Raw genomic sequence first — 16,458 nt, 5'->3', positions numbered from 1 at the left:
AGGGCTGTGCTCGGGGTGTCCGGTCTCAGCCGAGGGCGCCCGTCGGTTCGAACTTCACGCGGAGCTCCGGGATGCTGCGCGTGTACAGGCCTTCCTCGCGCGGGACGAAGCCGTCCTGGTACTCGATCGAGTCCATCGTGTCGAGCACGAGGTTCAGCGCGATGGTCATCTCCGTCTTCGCGAGCATCGAACCCACGCAGAAGTGCCGGCCGAGGATGAACTGCACGTGGTTGGCCGCACCGCTGAAGGCTCGATCGACGTTGAGATCGGTTCGGAAGATGTCGAACTCGTCCGGGTTCGAGAAATGACGCTCGTCGCGGTTGGCGGCCGCGAGCATCATGATGCACGTCGCCCCCGCGGGAATGGTCGAGTCCTCGATCTGCACCTCGTCCTCGGTCTGGCGCATGATCATGTGGACAGGTCCGGAGTAGCGCAGCGTCTCGGCGATGACGCGGTCGGCGAGACTGCGGTCCTCGCGGACGGCCCGCATCTGGTCGGGGTGGTCGATGAGATTGCGGATCATGCTGGCGATCGCCTTGTCCGTCGTCTCACCACCGGCGACGAGGAGCAGGCTGACGAAGGCCTTGATCTCCTCGTCGGACATCTGCTCGCCGTCGACCTCCGCGCGGCACAGGCGCGAGAGCAGGTCGTCGCCGTCGCCGGAGCGTCGTTCGCGGATGATCGGCAGCATGTACTCGCGCAGCTCGACGTGGGTACGTTCGGCGGCGGCGTTGATCTCGGGGTCTCCGGCCAGGTTGTTGAGGTAGGCCATGATCGAGAAGTACCAGGTGCGGAACCGCTCGTGGTCGCTCTTGGGCAGTCCCAGCATGTCGACCATGACGTTGATGGGGAATCGGCTGGTGAACTGGGAGACGAGTTCGGCCTCGCCCTGTCCGGCCACCTCGCCGAGCAGCTCGCCGGCGTTGCGGGCGACGATGCCGCCGATCAGGTCGGCCGCGTTGTGCGTGATGGCCGGCATGAACTTCTCGAGTCCGTTGCCGCGGAAGAACGGGTTGAGCAGCGCGCGATGCGTCGAGTGCTCGCGACCTTCCATCTGCAGGATGGTGCGCCCGTGGATGGGCTCGAGCTGCCACTCGTAGTTGCGGCTGGAGAACTTCGGGCTGCGGAAGGCCTCGGCGCAGTCGGCGTACCGGCTGATGAGGTAGCTCTCCGTGGCTTCGTGGCGCAGGGCGGGGTAGTGGTCGCGCAGTACGCGGTGGGACGGGTAGGGGTCGGCGAGGAACTCGGGGGAGAGGATGTCGGGGGCGGTGGGGCGGGGTTCGACTGCGGTCACTCTGGAATCTCCTGATCGTCGAATCGAGGGGTCGAGCAGGATCGGTGCCGGCAGGCACCGGTCGGGGTCGTGCCGCTCCGCCGAGGGTCTGGGGCCGGAGGGGGGAAGTGATCCGGATCACTAAGTGCTGATAACTATAAATACGATCTGAATGATGTCAATGGATTTGGTGAAACGGGTTCTCGACGGGAACGGGCGCCCACCCCTGAGGAGTGGACGCCCGTTTCCGGAAGCGACGGTGATCAAGCCGATTTCGGTGGCTCCAGCGTGTGGAGGGCGGCGAGCAGTCGCTCGGGAATCTGCGCCTTCTTCCCGTCCGCGCCTCGCACGGCGAACGTGATCTTGCCGTGCGCGACGAGTTCGTCGCCGCGCTGGAAGTCGAATCCGAGCGCGTACGACGTGGTACCGAGGTGGTCGAGGACGACCGTGCAGGTCAGTTCGTCGAACACCTCGCAGCTGGTGAGGTACTGGCACTCCGACTTCAGGCCCACGGTGTAGACGCCGATGGTGTCGAGCATCGTGTGGCTGTCGAGGCCGAACGAGTGCAGCCAGACGCTGTACGTCCGTTCCATCCACGGGTAGTTGATCGCGAAGTACGAGATGCCGACGGCGTCGCAGTCGCCGTAGGCGAGCTGGAAGCGCTGCTGGGTGACGGCGGTGGTGGCGGTGGTCATGTCTTGTCCTTCCGGGCGGATCAGGGGTGGCCGCCGTCGACGGTGACGATGGAACCGGTGGTGAAACTCGAGGCGTCGCTCGCGAGGTACAGGGCCGCGCCGACGATCTCGTCGGGTTGGCCGCCGCGCTTGGCGGCGAAGCTCTGCGCCCGCCGCGAGAATGCCTCCATGTCCCAGGAGTTGCTCACGTCGGTGAGGAAGGTACCGGCCATGATCGCGTTGCTGCGCACCGTGGGACCGAACGCGTGCGCCATGCCGATGGTAACGGCGTTGAGTCCGGCCTTGGCGGCGGCGTAGGGCAGGATGTCGGGCCTCGGGTGGACGGACCCGGCGCTGGAAATGTTGATAATGGATCCGCCGTCGCCCTGCGCCATGCGGGTTCCCACGAGTGCCGCGAGCCGGAACGGGCCCTTGAGGTTCACTCCGACCACCTTGTCGAACAGCGTTTCGCTGACGGTGTCGAGGCTGTCGTACAGCGGGGACATGCCCGCATTGTTGATCAGTACATCGATCTTCCCGAAGTGGTCGTAGGCCGCGTCCACGAGTTCCTCGATCGACTCCCACCTGCCGACGTGGAACGAGTGCGCGAGCGTCTTGCGGCCGGTCTCCTCGGTGATCTCGTCGGCGGTGGCCTGGCACGAGGCCAGGTCACGGCTGGCGATGACGACGTCGCAGCCGGCCCGGGCCAGCCCGAACGCCATGGCGCGGCCGAGGCCCCGGCTGCCGCCGGTGACGATCGCGGTGCGGTCGGTGAGATCGAACGCGCGCGTGGGGTCGAACCCCGGGCGGGTCCGGCCGGTCGTTGAATCGGTCATCGAATTCCTCCGCTGGTCCTGGTTGACGGTACCCAATTCCTTGCTATTGTGATCATAGATTAGCGGATAGTGATCCAGTTCACGACAATGGCCGAGACCGCACCGAGTCACAGCGCCGTGGCGCCTCCGGTGAGCGGACGCATCGCCAGAACGGAGTACAAGGTGAGTGACGACCAGCAGGACCTGTTCGCCCTGCCGCAGCGATACCTCGACCTCCAGCGGGAAGCTCGCGCCCTCGCAGCGGAGTGTGCCGACATCGCCGCGCGTGCCGACGAGGCGGACAGCTTCGACCCGGACGTCCGCAAGCGGCTGACCGCGTCCCGTCTCACCGAGGTCGTCGTGCCGGCCGCCTACGGTGGCCGCTTCGAGAAGGTCGATTCCCTCGCGGTGACCATTGTGCGCGAGGCCCTCGCCGCCGAGTCCGCCCACCTCGACTCCATGTTCGGCATGCAGGGCATCGGCAGCTACTGCATCAGTGTCGGCGGGTCCGAGGAACTCAAGGCGGAGTGGCTGCCCAAGGTGGCCCGGCTCGAGGCGGTGGCCGCGCTCGGCCTGACCGAGCCGCACGTCGGATCCGATCTCAAGGCCCTCAGCACCACCGTCGTCGAGCGCGACGGCAAGCTCGTCGTCGACGGCCACAAGTCCTTCATCACCAACGGCGGCGACGCGGACTTCTACAGCATCCTCGCCCGCGAGGGCGACGGATACTCCCTCGTGCTGGTCCCGGCCGGCGCGCCCGGCCTGCGCATCGAGCACCCGCACCAGATCATCGCGCCCCACGTGCTCAGCGACGTCATCCTCGAGAACGTCGAGGTCCCGGTCGGCAACCGCATCGGGGAACCGGGCAAGGGCTTCGCGCTCGTCCTCGCCACCCTGGCCACGTTCCGCGTGTCCGTGGCCGGCGCCGCCGTCGGCGTGGCCCAGGCCGCGCTGGACGAGGCTGTCACTCATGCCAAGTCCCGGGAGGGCTTCGGTGTCAGCCTCGCGCGCCTGGGGTCGGTGCCCGAGCACCTCGCCTCGTGCTGGACCGACATCGAGATGGCCCGCTCGCTGACCTACCGCGCGGCCGCCGCCTCGGCCCGCGATGCCCGCGCCAATCTGCACCTGTCGTCGATGGCGAAGGTCGGGGCGACCGAGGCGGCAGCTCGCGTCGTCGACCGGTCGGTGCAGATCATGGGTCGTTTCGGGCTCGTGCGCGGCGGCAAGCTCGAACGCCTCTACCGGGAGGCGCGTCCCATGCGGATCTACGAGGGCTCGACCGAGGTGATCTTCGATTCGCTGGCCAAGCAACTCGTGAAGGAAGCCCCGTAGGGGCAGAATGCGGACCAGAGGCAGGAATCCATGACAACGGACGCGAACACCACCAAGCTGGAGCGAGTCGTCATCCGCTTCGCGGGCGACTCGGGTGACGGCATGCAGCTGACCGGTGACCGCTTCACCTCCGAGGCGGCCGCGTTCGGCAACGACCTCGCGACGCAGCCCAACTTCCCCGCCGAGATCCGGGCGCCCCAGGGCACCCTGCCGGGGGTGTCGTCGTTCCAGATCCAGATCGCGGACCACGACATCCTCACCGCGGGTGATCGACCGGACGTCCTCGTCGCGATGAACCCGGCGGCACTGAAGGCGAACATCGACGATCTGCCGCGGGGCGGCACCGTCATCGTCAACACCGACGAGTTCACCAAACGCAACCTGTCCAAGGTCGGCTACGCCGCCGACCCGCTCGACGACGGAAGCCTCGACGAGTTCGTGGTCCACCAGGTCCCGATGTCGAGCCTGTCGGTGGGGGCGGTGGAGCCGGCCGGCTTGAGCCGCAAAGACGGGGAGCGCGCGAAGAACATGTTCGCGCTCGGGCTGCTGTCGTGGATGTACAACCGGCCGGTGGAGCGGATCGAGGAGTTCCTGCGCACCAAGTTCGCCAAGAAGCCGCAGGTCGCCCAGGGCAACCTGCTCGCGTTCCAGGCCGGGTGGAACTACGGCGAGACCACCGAGACGTTCGCGACGACGTTCGAGGTGGCCAAGGCGGACCTGCCGGTCGGCACGTACCGGCAGATCACCGGTAACACCGCGCTGGCCTACGGTCTGGTGACCGCCGGTGAGCTGTCCGGGCTCGAGGTGTTCCTCGGGACGTACCCGATCACCCCCGCCTCCGACATCCTGCACGAGCTGACCAAGCACCGTGGTCTCGGCGTGACCACCTTCCAGGCGGAGGACGAGATCGCCGCCATCGGCGCGGCGGTCGGCGCCTCCCTCGGGGGCGCACTCGGTGTCACCAGCACCTCCGGCCCGGGCCTGGCCCTCAAGAGCGAGGCCATCGGCCTGGCCGTCATGACCGAGCTGCCGCTCGTCGTGATCGACGTGCAGCGTGGCGGACCGTCGACCGGCCTGCCCACCAAGACCGAGCAGTCCGATCTGCTGCAGGCACTGTACGGACGCAACGGCGAGTCGCCCGTCGCCGTGCTCGCGCCGCGCTCGCCGGCCGACTGCTTCGCTACCGCCGTCGAGGCGGCCCGCATCGCCCTGACGTACCGGACGCCGGTCCTGCTGCTGTCCGACGGCGCCATCGCCAACGGTTCGGAGCCCTGGCAGATCCCGCAGGTCGACGACCTCCCCCCGATCGATCCGAACTACGAGACGGGCCCGGACGCCGCCGGCACGCCGCTGCGTCCCTACGCGCGGGACCGCGAGACCCTCGCCCGTGCCGTGGCGATACCCGGGACTCCCGGCCTCGAGCACCGGCTCGGTGGCCTCGAGAAGGCGAACGGCAGCGGCAACATCTCCTACGATCCCGCCAACCACGATCTGATGGTGCGCCTGCGGCAGGCGAAGATCGACGGCATCTCCGTTCCGGACGCCGAGGTCGACGATCCGTCGGGGCAGGCCGAACTGCTGATCGTGGGCTGGGGCAGTTCCTACGGGCCGATCGGCGAGGCCTGCCGCCGCGCCCGGCGTCGCGGTACCGCGGTCGCCCACCTGCACCTGCGGCACCTGAACCCGTTGCCGCGCAACCTCGGTGAGGTGCTCGGCCGGTACCGCACGGTGATCGCGCCGGAGATGAATCTTGGGCAGCTGACGAGCGTGCTGCGGGCGCGCTACCTGGTCGACGTCCAACCGGTGACGAAGGTCGAGGGTCTGGCTTTCCTCGCCGACGAGATCGTCGACGCGATCGATGCCGCGCTCGCCGGCACCCTGCGCGAGTTCGAAGACGCCAAGACCACCGCGGCGCTGGCTGCGGCCGAGTACCGGCCGGCGCCTGACCGCGAGGAGGAATCGGCATGACCGAATTGATCAGCCGGGTGGGCACCGATCTCGGGCTCAGCGCTACCGCGCTCGTCCCGACGACCGACGCCCCGCAGAAGGCCAAGGACTTCACGAGCGACCAGGAGGTGCGCTGGTGCCCGGGTTGCGGTGACTACGTCATCCTGGCCGCGATCCGCAACTTCCTGCCCGAACTCGGGCTGCGCCGCGAGAACTTGATGTTCGTCTCGGGCATCGGCTGTTCGAGCCGGTTTCCGTACTACCTCGACACCTACGGGCTGCACTCCATCCACGGCCGCGCGCCGGCGATCGCGACCGGCCTGGCCGTCACGCGGCCCGACCTGTCGGTGTGGGTCGTCACCGGTGACGGCGATGCCCTCTCGATCGGGGGAAACCACCTGATCCACGCGCTGCGCCGCAACGTGAACCTCACGATCCTGTTGTTCAACAACCGGATCTACGGGCTGACGAAGGGGCAGTACTCGCCCACGTCCGAGGTCGGAAAGGTCACCAAGTCCACCCCGATGGGTTCGGTGGACCACCCCTTCAACACCCTCTCCCTCGCGCTCGGTGCCGAGGCCACCTTCGCGGCCCGCGCGCTCGACTCCGACCGCAAGGGGCTGACCGACGTGCTGCGCCGCGCAGCCGAACACCGGGGCACCGCGTTCGTCGAGATCTACCAGGACTGCCCGATCTTCAACGACGGGTCGTTCGACGTGCTGCGCAAGGAGGACGCGGAGCAGCGGGTGATCCCGCTGCGCCACGGTGAGCCGATCGTCTTCGGCGCGGAGGGGCAGAAGTGCGTTGTCCGTGACGGATTCGGACTGCGCGTGGTGGACGCGGCGTCGGCGGATCCGGGATCGATCGTGGTGCACGATGCGCACGCCGACGACCCGGAGTACGCCTTCGCATTGTCGCGACTGTCCGACCAGGACCTCGCCCACACCGTGTTCGGCGTGTTCCGCAGCGTCGCCCGCCCGACCTACGACGACCTCGTGCGCGAGCAGAACGAGAGCGCCCGAGCCGGCGAGCCCCGTCGACGAGATTCCTTGCAGTCCTTGCTGACCGGGCACGACACCTGGACCGTGTCCGAATCACGCTGAGCGCCGTCTCCCGGCGCGGAAATCGGGGTCTTCGTGCCCCTAGACAATGCGCATGATTAGTATAAAGTGACTGTCATCACATCTCCCTTCCCTCCCTTCGGCAGGAGTAGTCGTAATGTCGCTCAGGAACGAAATCGAAAACGCCCTCGCCCGATACGCTCTCGCCTACGACGACGGCGACATGGACGGTGTCGAGCGCGTCTTCGGTGAAACCGCCGTGTTCACCATGAAGATCGGGGACGGGGACCTCATCGGGCCGCTCAACGGCCGTGAGGAGATCATGGGCCTGTTCCGCGGAGCCCACGAGTCCCAGACCGATCAGCGGCGGCACATCACCACCAATCTGCTGATCGACGAGATCGACGAGAAGAACGTCCGCACCGTGTCGTACCTGCTCATCACCTCTGCGGAGAACGGTGCCCTGCGGGCGCTGTCCACCGGCAAGTACGAGGACGAGTGGACCAGGAGCGGAGGCGACTGGGTGCTCACCAAGCGGCACATCGCCCTCGACCTCCCGTACTGAGCCTCCGGAGCCACCATGACGATGAACCAGGGCCTCATCCCCGCCAAGTGGGCCGCCCTCACCCCGAACCGCATGGCGTTGTACGACGTCCCCAACGACCGGCGCATCACCTTCGCCGGCCTCGACGAGCGCGTCCGGCGCCTGGCGAACGGACTGCGCGGACTCGGCCTCGAGAAGGGCGACCGGGTCGCCGTGCTGACCAAGAACAGCATCGAGTTCCAGGAGCTGTTCTTCGCCGTCGGTCGCGCGGGCCTGATCCTGCAGCCGCTGAACTGGCGACTCGCGACCCCCTCCCTGCTCGGGCTCGTCGCCGATGCCACCCCGAAGGTGCTCATCACCGCGTCCGAGTTCCGTTCCGTCGGAGAGGAACTCAGCCGAGCCGCCACGGTCGAACACTGGCTCGAGTTCGGTCCGGGAGGTAACGGGACGTACGAAGAGCTGCTCGCGAGCTCCAGCCCGGCCGAACCGATCTGGACGCCGAGCATCGGGGGAGACGACCCGTTCTTCATCCTCTACACCGGCGGCACCACCGGCGAATCCAAGGGTGCGCTGCACTCGCACACCAGCGCGGCCGCAGGCATGCTCAACCAGACCGTCGCCGAGCGGGTCGTGCCGACCGACGTCTACATGCTCACCGGCCAGATGTACCACATCCCGGTGGTGCTCTCGATGAACTACATGAAGCACGGATGTCCGGTGGTGCTGGTCAACTTCGAGGCCAAGCAGGCCCTCGAGATCATCGAGTCGGAGCGGGTCTCGGCATTCCTCGGCATCACCACGATGCTGAACTGGATGATGGCCGTCGAGAACTTCGACTCCTACGACCTGTCGAGCCTGCGCAACATCCAGTACGGCGGCGGCCCCATGCCGTCCGCGATCGTCCGCAGCGCGCTCGAGGCGTTCCCCTGCACCCTCATCCAGGGGTACGGCCAGACCGAGGGCACGACCATGTCGTTCCTGTCCCAGGAGGACCACCTCGACGCGGTCAACGGAATCAACGAGCACCGGCTCAAGTCCTGCGGCCGGGAAGGCTTCGGCACCACCATCCGGGTCGTCGACTTCGACGGCAACGAGGTCCCCAAGGACGGCAAGACCCCCGGCGAGATCGTGGTCCGCTCCGAAGCCAACATGCTCGGCTACTGGAACAAGCCGGAACTGACCGCACAGACCCTGCGGGACGGCTGGATGTGGACCGGCGACGTCGCGGTCTGGGACGAGGACCACTACGTCTACATCGTCGACCGGGCCAAGGACATGATCATCTCCGGCGGCGAGAACATCTACAGCATCCAGGTCGAGGAGGCCATCGGCGCCCACCCCGCCGTCCTCGAATGCGCCGTCATCGGCATCCCCGACGACGAGTGGGGCGAGGTCGTGAAGGCCGTCGTGGTCCTCAAGCCCGGGCAGACCGCCACCGAACAGGAGATCATCGACACCGCCAAGCGGAACCTGGCCTCCTACCAGAAGCCCCGTTCGGTGGACTTCGTCGACGCCCTGCCGAAGGCGCCCACCGGGAAGATCATGAAGCGGGACCTGCGGGCCCCGTATCTCGAGACGACGGCGGCCCGATGACCGTGGATACCGGGCGCCGGGTGCCGACCGAAGCCGAGCTCGCCGACCTCGTCGGCACCCGCTTCCCGGGCGGGCAGGCCACGCTCGAGCCGTGGTGGGTGCACCTCGTCCTCGACAGCATGCTCGCCGACCCCGCGGACGGCGGCGCGCACCCGGTGCTGGTGTTCCTCGTCGCCACCGGCGCGATGGGCTGGAGCTGGGACGAGTTGTTCGCCGTGTTCGGGGCCACCGAGGCCGACGGGCCGATGGCCGGCGAGACCGAGACGGTCGTGCACCGGCCGCTGCGTGTCGGCGGCACCTACCGCGTCTCGGGCGAGATCGTCTCCGCGACGCGCAAGGTGGGCCGGCGCACCGGCGTCTTCGACATCGTCGGCTACCGCCTCGACCTGCACGGTGAGGACGGTGCGCTGTGCGCCTCCACCACCAACTCGATCGTGTTCCCCCGCCGAGGAGGAACATCATGAAACCGGCTGTCGGGCAGCAGATTCCCGAACGGACCGTCGATGCGGTGGATCCGGCCCGGATGAAGACCCTCTCGGCCCTCATGCGCGACCCGAACCCGATCCACTTCGACCGGAACGCCGCGGCTGCGCTGGGCCTCGGGGAGCGCACGGTCAACCAGGGGCCGAGCAACATCGCCTACGTCGTGTCCATGCTCGGATCCTGGGCCGGCGGCGTGGACCGGGTCACCGGATACCGGTTCCGATTCCTCGGCAACGTGTTCGAGGGAGACCGGCTGCGGGCCGCAGGGGTGGTGACCGACGTCGAGGACACCGCCGACGGTCTCCTGGTGCGCTGCGATCTCACGCTCGACGTCCTGGGCGGCGCGCGTGTTCTCGAAGGCACCGGGACCGTCCTGGTCCCCGCCGAGCACTAGACATCGTTTTCCACGAGAGGAGCGTCAACCATGGCAGGACGAGTAGAAGGCAAGGTCGCGTTCATCACCGGGGCCGCCCGCGGCCAGGGTCGCAGCCACGCGCTGCGGCTCGCCGAGGAGGGCGCCGACATCATCGCGGTCGACATCTGCGAGAACATCGACACGGTGACCCCGTACTACCCGCTGGCCACCGAGGACGAGCTGAAGGAGACCGTGCGGCTCGTCGAGGCCCTCGACCGCCGGATCGTGGCCCACCGCGCCGACGTCCGGGACCGCGCAGCGCTGCAGCGCGCCTTCGACGACGGCGTGGCGCAGCTCGGCGGTGTCGACATCGTGGTCGCCAACGCCGGCATCGCCACCTACGGCCGCTCGTGGGAACTCACCGCCGAGCAGTGGCGGGACATGATCGACGTCAACCTCACCGGCGTCTACAACACCGCCGTCGTCGCGATCCCCACGATGATCGAGCAGGGCCGCGGGGGTTCGATCATGTTCACCAGTTCCATCGGCGGACTCAAGGGTATCCAGCAGGTCGCCCACTACGTCTCGGCCAAGCACGGCATCGTCGGCCTCATGCGCACCATGGCGAACGAGCTGGGCCCCTACAGCATTCGCGTCAACACCATCCACCCGACGAACGTCGACACCATCATGATCCAGAACCCGGGGACGTACGGGATGTTCTCCCCCGGGGATCCGGAGCCGTCGCAGGAGAAGGCGATGCCGGGGTTCATGTCGCTGAACACGCTGCCGGTGCCGTGGGTCGAACCGATCGACATCAGCAACGCGGTGCTGTTCCTCGGCAGCGACGAGGCGCGGTACGTCACCGGAGTCACCTTCCCGGTCGACGCCGGCGCATACGTGAAGTGATGTGAGATGGCCGTCGGCATCGACGACAACGAGGATCTGCGCACGCTACGGGTCGACGAGGACGGTATCGCCGAACTCGTAGCGGCGCAGCGCGAATGCACCTTCGCCTTCACCACCGCGGCCGGTTGGCCGGCCGGGGTGGTGATGAGCTACTTGCACCACGACGACCGGTTCTGGCTCACCGCCGCGAAGGAGCGCGCCCACGTCCGGGCAGCGATGCGCGAACCCCGTGTGACGCTGGTGGTCTCGAATGCAGGTACCGGACTGCCCGGCAGGAGGATGCTCGCCGTCCGCGGCCGCGTCACCGTCCACGCCGATGCGGAAACCAAACGCTGGTTCTACCCGGCGTTCGCGGCGCACCATGCTCCGAACGATCCCGAAGCCTTCCAGCGCCTGCTGGACAGCCCGAACCGAGTTGTCCTGGAAGTCCGTCCCGTCCGAATCGCGGTCAGTCACGACTCGACCAGGATGCCGGGGGACGGACGCGGTGGCTCGCTCGGGCCCCGACCGAACAAGGGGTGAACGAAATGACCGCGGATCCGGACTCCGCTTACGCCCATCTGCTCTCGCCGTTCCAGATCGGCCCGATGAAACTGCGCAACCGCGTGGTGCTGCCGCCGCACGCCTCGGCGATCGGCAACATCTTCGGGTCCGAGGCCGACGCCGAACGCAACCTCGCCTACTACGTGTCCCGGGCCCGGGGCGGAGCCGCATGGTTCGACAGCCTCAGCGCCTGGGTGCCGAACACCGGGGTGATCCCGGGGTTCGAACCCACCGGCGTGGGCGCCACGGTCGAAGGTCATTACAGCCTGCCGTTCTTCGTCGAACGGGTGCAGGCCTATTCCGACGCCCTGCACGCCGAGGGGGCGGTGGCGACGGGACAGATGGTGCACCAGGGCGGCATGCCGCACGGCGCGTCGTCGGTCCTGAGCGCTCCGGTGATCAACAACGTTCCGCACAAGCTGAACCGGGACGAGATCGCCTACTTCGTCGGTCAGTACAAGTTCTGTGCGGAGCAGGCCCAGAAGGCACGCCTCGACGGTGTCGAGCTCCACATGAACCACGACGATCTGCTCGAGTACTTCCTCTCGCCGCTGACCAACAAGCGCGACGACGAGTACGGCGGCTCGATCGAGAACCGCTGCCGGTTCCCGGTCGAGGTGCTGCGGGCCATCCGTGACGTGATCGGATCGTCCATGGTCATCGGCATCCGTCTGAACCTTCGCGAAGAGGTGCCGGGCGGATACGACATCCACGGCGCCATCGAGATCGCGCAGTACCTCGAGAGCACCGGACTCGTCGACTACTTCCACGGCGTGGTGGGGAGCCCGTGGGGCAACCCGTCCTACATCCAGCCGCACTTCTACGAGGCCGGCCAGTGGAGCGATCTCGCCGGGCAGCTCAAGCGGGCGGTGTCGCTGCCCGTCGTGCACACGGGCCGGATCAACCACCCCGACGTCGCCGAACGGATCCTCGCCGCCGGCGACGCCGACGTCGTCGGCATGGCTCGTGCGCACATCGCCGAGCCGTCGATCGTCGAGAAGGTCCGCACCGGCCGCGTCGACGAGATCCGGCCCTGTGTCGGCGGCAACGAGTGCATCAGCCGCCGCTACGTCGAGGGGCTGCCGTTCGGCTGCGCGGTCAACCCCGTCACCAGCAACGAGGTCGACGGGCCGTGGCCCACCGTGACCGACCCCAAGCGCGTGCTCGTCGTCGGTGGTGGTCCGGCCGGCATGGAGTTCGCGGCCCTGGCCCGGGAGAAAGGCCACGACGTGGAGCTGTGGGAGGCGTCCGACGTGCTCGGCGGCCAGCTGCGCACCGCGATCAACGCCCCCACGTACGACATGTTCGAGAAGTACCTGGACTGGCAGCAGCGCCGGCTCGAGCGGGCCGGCGTGAAGATCGACTACCGGCACGCGGCGACGAAGGCGGAGATCGAGTCCACGGGATTCGACGTGGTGGCGGTGGCCACCGGCTCCACCCGCCGGATCCCGGACATCCCGGGTGTCTACGGCGACAACGTCGCCGACATCCGCGACGTCCTCAACGGCGACGCCGCCGTCGGCAAGCGGGTCCTGATCGTCGCGCAGGACGATCACATGCCGCCGCTGTCGCTCGCCGACTTCCTCACCGATCGCGGGCACGACGTCACCGTCGTCTACGCGACCCAGGTCGCGGGACAGCTGCTCGGCCGCTACATCGTCGGCGCGATCCTCGGGCGCCTCGACGAGAAGGGCGTGCAGTACCGGTTCATGGAGGACGTCGTCGAGATCACCCCGACCGGAGTGGTCACCCGCAACGTCTATTCGGGGCGCACCTACCAGGTGGACGGCTTCGACTCGGTGGTGCTCGCCTGCGGTGGCATCGGCGATGCCGACCTGTACGAGAGTCTCGAGGACGGCCCGGCGGCCGAAGGCGAGCGGGAGGTGCACATTCTCGGTGACGCCTACGCGCCGCGGCGACTGGTGTTCGCCACCCGTCAGGCATATGCGCTGGCCAAGCTGATCTGACGGACACGCGAACGGGGGTGCGGGCTTCGGCCCGCACCCCCGTCGTCGTGTCCGCCGGCGATGAGCGGGATGTTGCTGCGCCGAGCGGGAGGTTGTCGTCGTCGCTTCTCGCGTTTCGGCGCGAGATCCTCCCGCTCGGCGCGAGATCCACCCGCGCGACACCAACGACGCAGCGAAACGCGCCGGACGATCGCTGGTCGCGATCGTCCGGCGCGAGGCCCCGACGTCAGGTCAGGACGAATCCCTTGAAGTCGGCGTCCCGGACCTCGTTCCACGTCTGCTCGTACAGCACGATGCCGCCGGCGTAGGGCATGAAGATCTGCGGCTTGCCGGGGATGTTCTGACCGCGGTACCAGGATCCCGACTCGCCCTGCGGCCACAGGGTCATGTTCGCGATCTCCTCGACCGTCTCGACCCACGCGTTCTGCGCCTCCTCGGTGGCCTCGATCGTGGTCAGTCCGTGCTCGCGCATGTGATCCATGGTCTCGACCGTCCACTCGACGTGCTGCTCGATGGCGGTCACCATGTTCGACAGCACCGACGGACTGCCGACGTTGGCGATGATGAACATGTTGGGGAAGCCGGCGGTGCCCAGGCCGAGGTGTGTCTTCGGGCCCTCCTGCCATGCCTCCCGCAGCGGCAGACCGGCGCGGCCGCGGATGTCGATCTGGGTGAACGCGCCGGTGAAGGCGTCGAATCCGGTGGCGAGCACGACGGCGTCGAACTCGTACTCGGTGCCGTCGGCGAGATGCATGCCGTGTGCGGTGAAGCTGTCGAGGGGCTTCTTCCGCAGGTCGACCAGTTCGACGTTGTCGCGGTTGAACGTCTCGTACCAGTCGGTGCCGATGACGGGCCGCTTCGCGCCCATCGGGTAGCCGAACGGCTTGAGGCTGTCCGCGACGTCCGGATCGTCGACGATCTCGTCGATCTTGGCCCGGATGAAGTCGCACACCGAATCGTTGGCCCGCTGATCGACCATCAGGTCCGCGAACGCGCCGAGGAAGGCGATGCCGCCGCCCTGCCAGCGCTTCTCGTATTCGGCCCACCGCTCGTCGTCGCTGACGTCGTATGCGGCCTTGGGGTTGTCGTCGCGGATGCAGCCGGCGGCGGCGGTCCGGCAGGCCTGGCGCCGTTCGCGGTAGTTCGCCTTGATGTTCGCGACGAACTCCGGGTCGAGCTTGTGGTTGCGGGCGGGGATGACGAAGTTGGCGGTGCGCTGCAGAACGGTCAGCTTGCCGGCCTGCTTCGCGATCTCCGGGATGGCCTGCACCCCGGACGAACCCGTACCGACCGCGGCGACCCGCAGACCGGTGAAGTCCACCCCCTCCTCCGGCCACGCGCTGGTGCGGTAGATCGGTCCCTGGAACTTGTCGAGGCCCGGAACATCGACGTCCTTGGGTACCGACAGGCAGCCGACGGCCATGAGGCAGAACCGCGCGACGTACTCGTCGCCCCGGTCGGTACGCACGTGCCACTTCTGCTCGCTGTCGTCGAAACGGGCTTCGGTGACGGCGGTTTCGAGCCGGATGTCGCGGCGCAGGTCGAACCGGTCGGCGACGTGCGAGAGGTACGCCTGCAGTTCGGGCTGCGACGGGTAACGCTCGCTCCACTCCCACTCCTGTTCGAGCTCCTCGTCGAACCCGAAGGAGTAGTCGTGGCTGTCCACGTCGCAGCGGGCGCCGGGGTAGCGGTTCCAGTGCCAGGTGCCGCCGACCTCCTTGCCCTTGTCGAGTGCGACGGCGGTGTAACCATGGCGGCGCAGCTTCCACAGCAGGTACAGGCCTGCGAAGCCCGCACCGACGACGACGGCGTCGACTTCGGCAGCGGCGGTGGGGGTGGGGGTTGCAGTCATCGGATGGCCTCTCTGACTGAGGGATTCGATCGGATGTGCCGATGTTGCCGCCGGACTCGCGGATTCGGTGGGTCCGGCGGGAGCATGATCCGCCCGGCTGGTCGGCCGCCGCGGAAAAAGTCTGTGACGGGTATCACTCTATCAATGCGAATGGATATAATCAAAGACGGGGAGTGAATATATGTGGCGGGCTTCCTGTCTCCTCCCTGCGTGCGGGAGCACTCCACCGCCCCGCGTGCGGGCCCGCTGCCTGCGGAGAATTTCCGAATCCACCATCGAAAGAGGTCGACATGTACCGACTCGTCGCCGCGTACAACCACCCCGAGGATCCCGAGAAGTTCCTCGACCACTACCGCAACGTGCACTCCAAGCTCGCACTGAAGCAGCAGGGCATCCGGAACTACGAATGGGGCGTGTGCTCCACTCCCGACGGCAGCACCCCGCCGCACTTCCTGGTCGCGGTATGCGACTGGGACAGCAAGGAAGCCATGCTCGCGGACATGGCGTCTCCGGAGGGGCAGCAGGGCGCAGCCGACCTCGAGAACTTCGCGCAGGCCGGCGTCTCGTTCGACTTCTACGAGATCACCAAGGACATCTGACCCGGTACACCGACCGGAGACACGCGACCGGGGTGGGGACTGCGCAGTCCCCACCCCGGTCGCGTGTCTCGGCATCGCACGGTCAGGCGTCGAAGCCGTCCATCTGCGGGGTGGTGAGACCCGTGATGATCCGCTCGGCGATCTTCCAGCCGTCGGCGGTACGGACGTAACGGTCCTCGTTGAGTGCGATCGCCTTGATGGCGGCGCCGTTCTTCATCTCCGCTTCGGAGAAGACGTAGTTCGTACCGGTGGCATGGTCGTCGTCCTCGAAGTCGATGACGTGATTGGTGATGATGTGGAACTGCTTGTCCACCGCCTGTGCGTCCCGCTCGAAGAAGTCGAGGATCTGCTCGTGGCCCTCGTACCGCGTCAGGCCCACGGCGCTGGCGTCCCACACTCCGTCGGGTGCGAAGGCGGACAGGGCTTCCTTGGGGTCGAATCGGTCGAGGCCCCGGGCGTAGAGGTGGGTGACGCGGATGATCTCGTCGATGTCGTCGGCGCGCATGTGTCG

Annotated in this window: 16 protein-coding genes; 11 read left to right on the top strand and 5 right to left on the bottom strand. The window is 67.6% G+C overall.

Annotated features, from left to right (window positions below):
- Window positions 1-25 precede the first annotated feature (25 nt).
- From AC2IPW_RS23365 to AC2IPW_RS23355, 3 genes are all read right to left on the bottom strand, one after another.
- On the bottom strand, window positions 26-1,294 hold the full coding sequence (locus tag AC2IPW_RS23365) for a cytochrome P450 (protein ID WP_003938445.1): 1,269 nt from the start codon (window positions 1,292-1,294) through the stop codon (window positions 26-28).
- Window positions 1,295-1,536: 242 nt separating this feature from the next.
- Entirely contained in the window at window positions 1,537-1,968 is a 432-nt protein-coding gene (locus tag AC2IPW_RS23360) for an acyl-CoA thioesterase (RefSeq protein WP_248957373.1), read from the bottom strand.
- A 20-nt stretch (window positions 1,969-1,988) separates the two neighbouring features.
- Window positions 1,989-2,783 (bottom strand): SDR family NAD(P)-dependent oxidoreductase, encoded by a 795-nt coding sequence (locus AC2IPW_RS23355; protein WP_003938443.1) that lies wholly within the window; start codon window positions 2,781-2,783, stop codon window positions 1,989-1,991.
- A 162-nt stretch (window positions 2,784-2,945) separates the two neighbouring features.
- Here AC2IPW_RS23355 and AC2IPW_RS23350 point away from each other — a divergent pair, with 162 nt between their 5' ends.
- The 10 genes from AC2IPW_RS23350 to AC2IPW_RS23305 all read left to right on the top strand — a co-directional run bounded on the left by AC2IPW_RS23350 (window position 2,946) and on the right by AC2IPW_RS23305 (window position 13,496).
- Window positions 2,946-4,094 carry an acyl-CoA dehydrogenase family protein gene (locus tag AC2IPW_RS23350; protein WP_458602949.1) on the top strand — a complete coding sequence of 383 codons (1,149 nt, stop codon included), beginning with the start codon at window positions 2,946-2,948 and terminating at the stop codon, window positions 4,092-4,094.
- Between the two features lie 30 nt (window positions 4,095-4,124).
- Window positions 4,125-6,062: a 2-oxoacid:acceptor oxidoreductase subunit alpha gene (locus AC2IPW_RS23345; protein WP_003938441.1), complete on the top strand. Its 1,938-nt coding sequence runs from the start codon at window positions 4,125-4,127 to the stop codon at window positions 6,060-6,062.
- A complete protein-coding gene (locus tag AC2IPW_RS23340; protein ID WP_486375804.1) occupies window positions 6,059-7,144 on the top strand; it encodes a 2-oxoacid:ferredoxin oxidoreductase subunit beta in 1,086 nt (361 codons plus the stop codon). The genes AC2IPW_RS23345 and AC2IPW_RS23340 overlap by 4 nt, the downstream gene beginning before the upstream one ends.
- A gap of 115 nt (window positions 7,145-7,259) precedes the next feature.
- On the top strand, window positions 7,260-7,667 hold the full coding sequence (locus tag AC2IPW_RS23335; RefSeq protein WP_003938439.1) for a nuclear transport factor 2 family protein: 408 nt from the start codon (window positions 7,260-7,262) through the stop codon (window positions 7,665-7,667).
- A gap of 15 nt (window positions 7,668-7,682) precedes the next feature.
- Window positions 7,683-9,239, top strand: a complete 1,557-nt coding sequence (locus tag AC2IPW_RS23330) for an AMP-binding protein (RefSeq protein WP_003938438.1) — start codon at window positions 7,683-7,685, stop codon at window positions 9,237-9,239.
- The gene (locus AC2IPW_RS23325; RefSeq protein WP_486375803.1) at window positions 9,236-9,703 is read left to right on the top strand and encodes a hypothetical protein; all 468 of its coding nucleotides are present in this window, start codon (window positions 9,236-9,238) and stop codon (window positions 9,701-9,703) included. The genes AC2IPW_RS23330 and AC2IPW_RS23325 overlap by 4 nt, the downstream gene beginning before the upstream one ends.
- The gene (locus AC2IPW_RS23320; protein ID WP_054374588.1) at window positions 9,700-10,116 is read left to right on the top strand and encodes a MaoC family dehydratase; all 417 of its coding nucleotides are present in this window, start codon (window positions 9,700-9,702) and stop codon (window positions 10,114-10,116) included. Before AC2IPW_RS23325 ends, AC2IPW_RS23320 begins: the two co-directional genes overlap by 4 nt.
- Window positions 10,117-10,146: 30 nt before the next feature.
- Window positions 10,147-10,986, top strand: a complete 840-nt coding sequence (locus AC2IPW_RS23315; protein WP_003938435.1) for a mycofactocin-coupled SDR family oxidoreductase — start codon at window positions 10,147-10,149, stop codon at window positions 10,984-10,986.
- 6 nt (window positions 10,987-10,992) lie between these two features.
- Window positions 10,993-11,508: a pyridoxamine 5'-phosphate oxidase family protein gene (locus AC2IPW_RS23310; RefSeq protein ID WP_003938434.1), complete on the top strand. Its 516-nt coding sequence runs from the start codon at window positions 10,993-10,995 to the stop codon at window positions 11,506-11,508.
- Window positions 11,509-11,513: 5 nt separating this feature from the next.
- Window positions 11,514-13,496 carry an oxidoreductase gene (locus tag AC2IPW_RS23305; protein WP_486375802.1) on the top strand — a complete coding sequence of 661 codons (1,983 nt, stop codon included), beginning with the start codon at window positions 11,514-11,516 and terminating at the stop codon, window positions 13,494-13,496.
- Window positions 13,497-13,722: 226 nt separating this feature from the next.
- Here the strand turns inward: AC2IPW_RS23305 and AC2IPW_RS23300 are convergent, their stop codons facing one another.
- Window positions 13,723-15,348 carry a flavin-containing monooxygenase gene (locus AC2IPW_RS23300; RefSeq protein ID WP_003938432.1) on the bottom strand — a complete coding sequence of 542 codons (1,626 nt, stop codon included), beginning with the start codon at window positions 15,346-15,348 and terminating at the stop codon, window positions 13,723-13,725.
- 290 nt (window positions 15,349-15,638) lie between these two features.
- On the opposite strand from AC2IPW_RS23300, the gene AC2IPW_RS23295 reads away from it, so the two are divergent.
- Window positions 15,639-15,947, top strand: a complete 309-nt coding sequence (locus AC2IPW_RS23295) for an EthD family reductase (protein WP_003938431.1) — start codon at window positions 15,639-15,641, stop codon at window positions 15,945-15,947.
- Window positions 15,948-16,029: 82 nt separating this feature from the next.
- Here the strand turns inward: AC2IPW_RS23295 and AC2IPW_RS23290 are convergent, their stop codons facing one another.
- The gene (locus AC2IPW_RS23290) at window positions 16,030-16,452 is read right to left on the bottom strand and encodes a nuclear transport factor 2 family protein (RefSeq protein WP_003938430.1); all 423 of its coding nucleotides are present in this window, start codon (window positions 16,450-16,452) and stop codon (window positions 16,030-16,032) included.
- Window positions 16,453-16,458: the final 6 nt, after the last annotated feature.

This window comes from Rhodococcus sp. NS-SX18, assembly GCF_057367935.1.
This window is presented reverse-complemented; position numbering and strand designations above follow the sequence as displayed.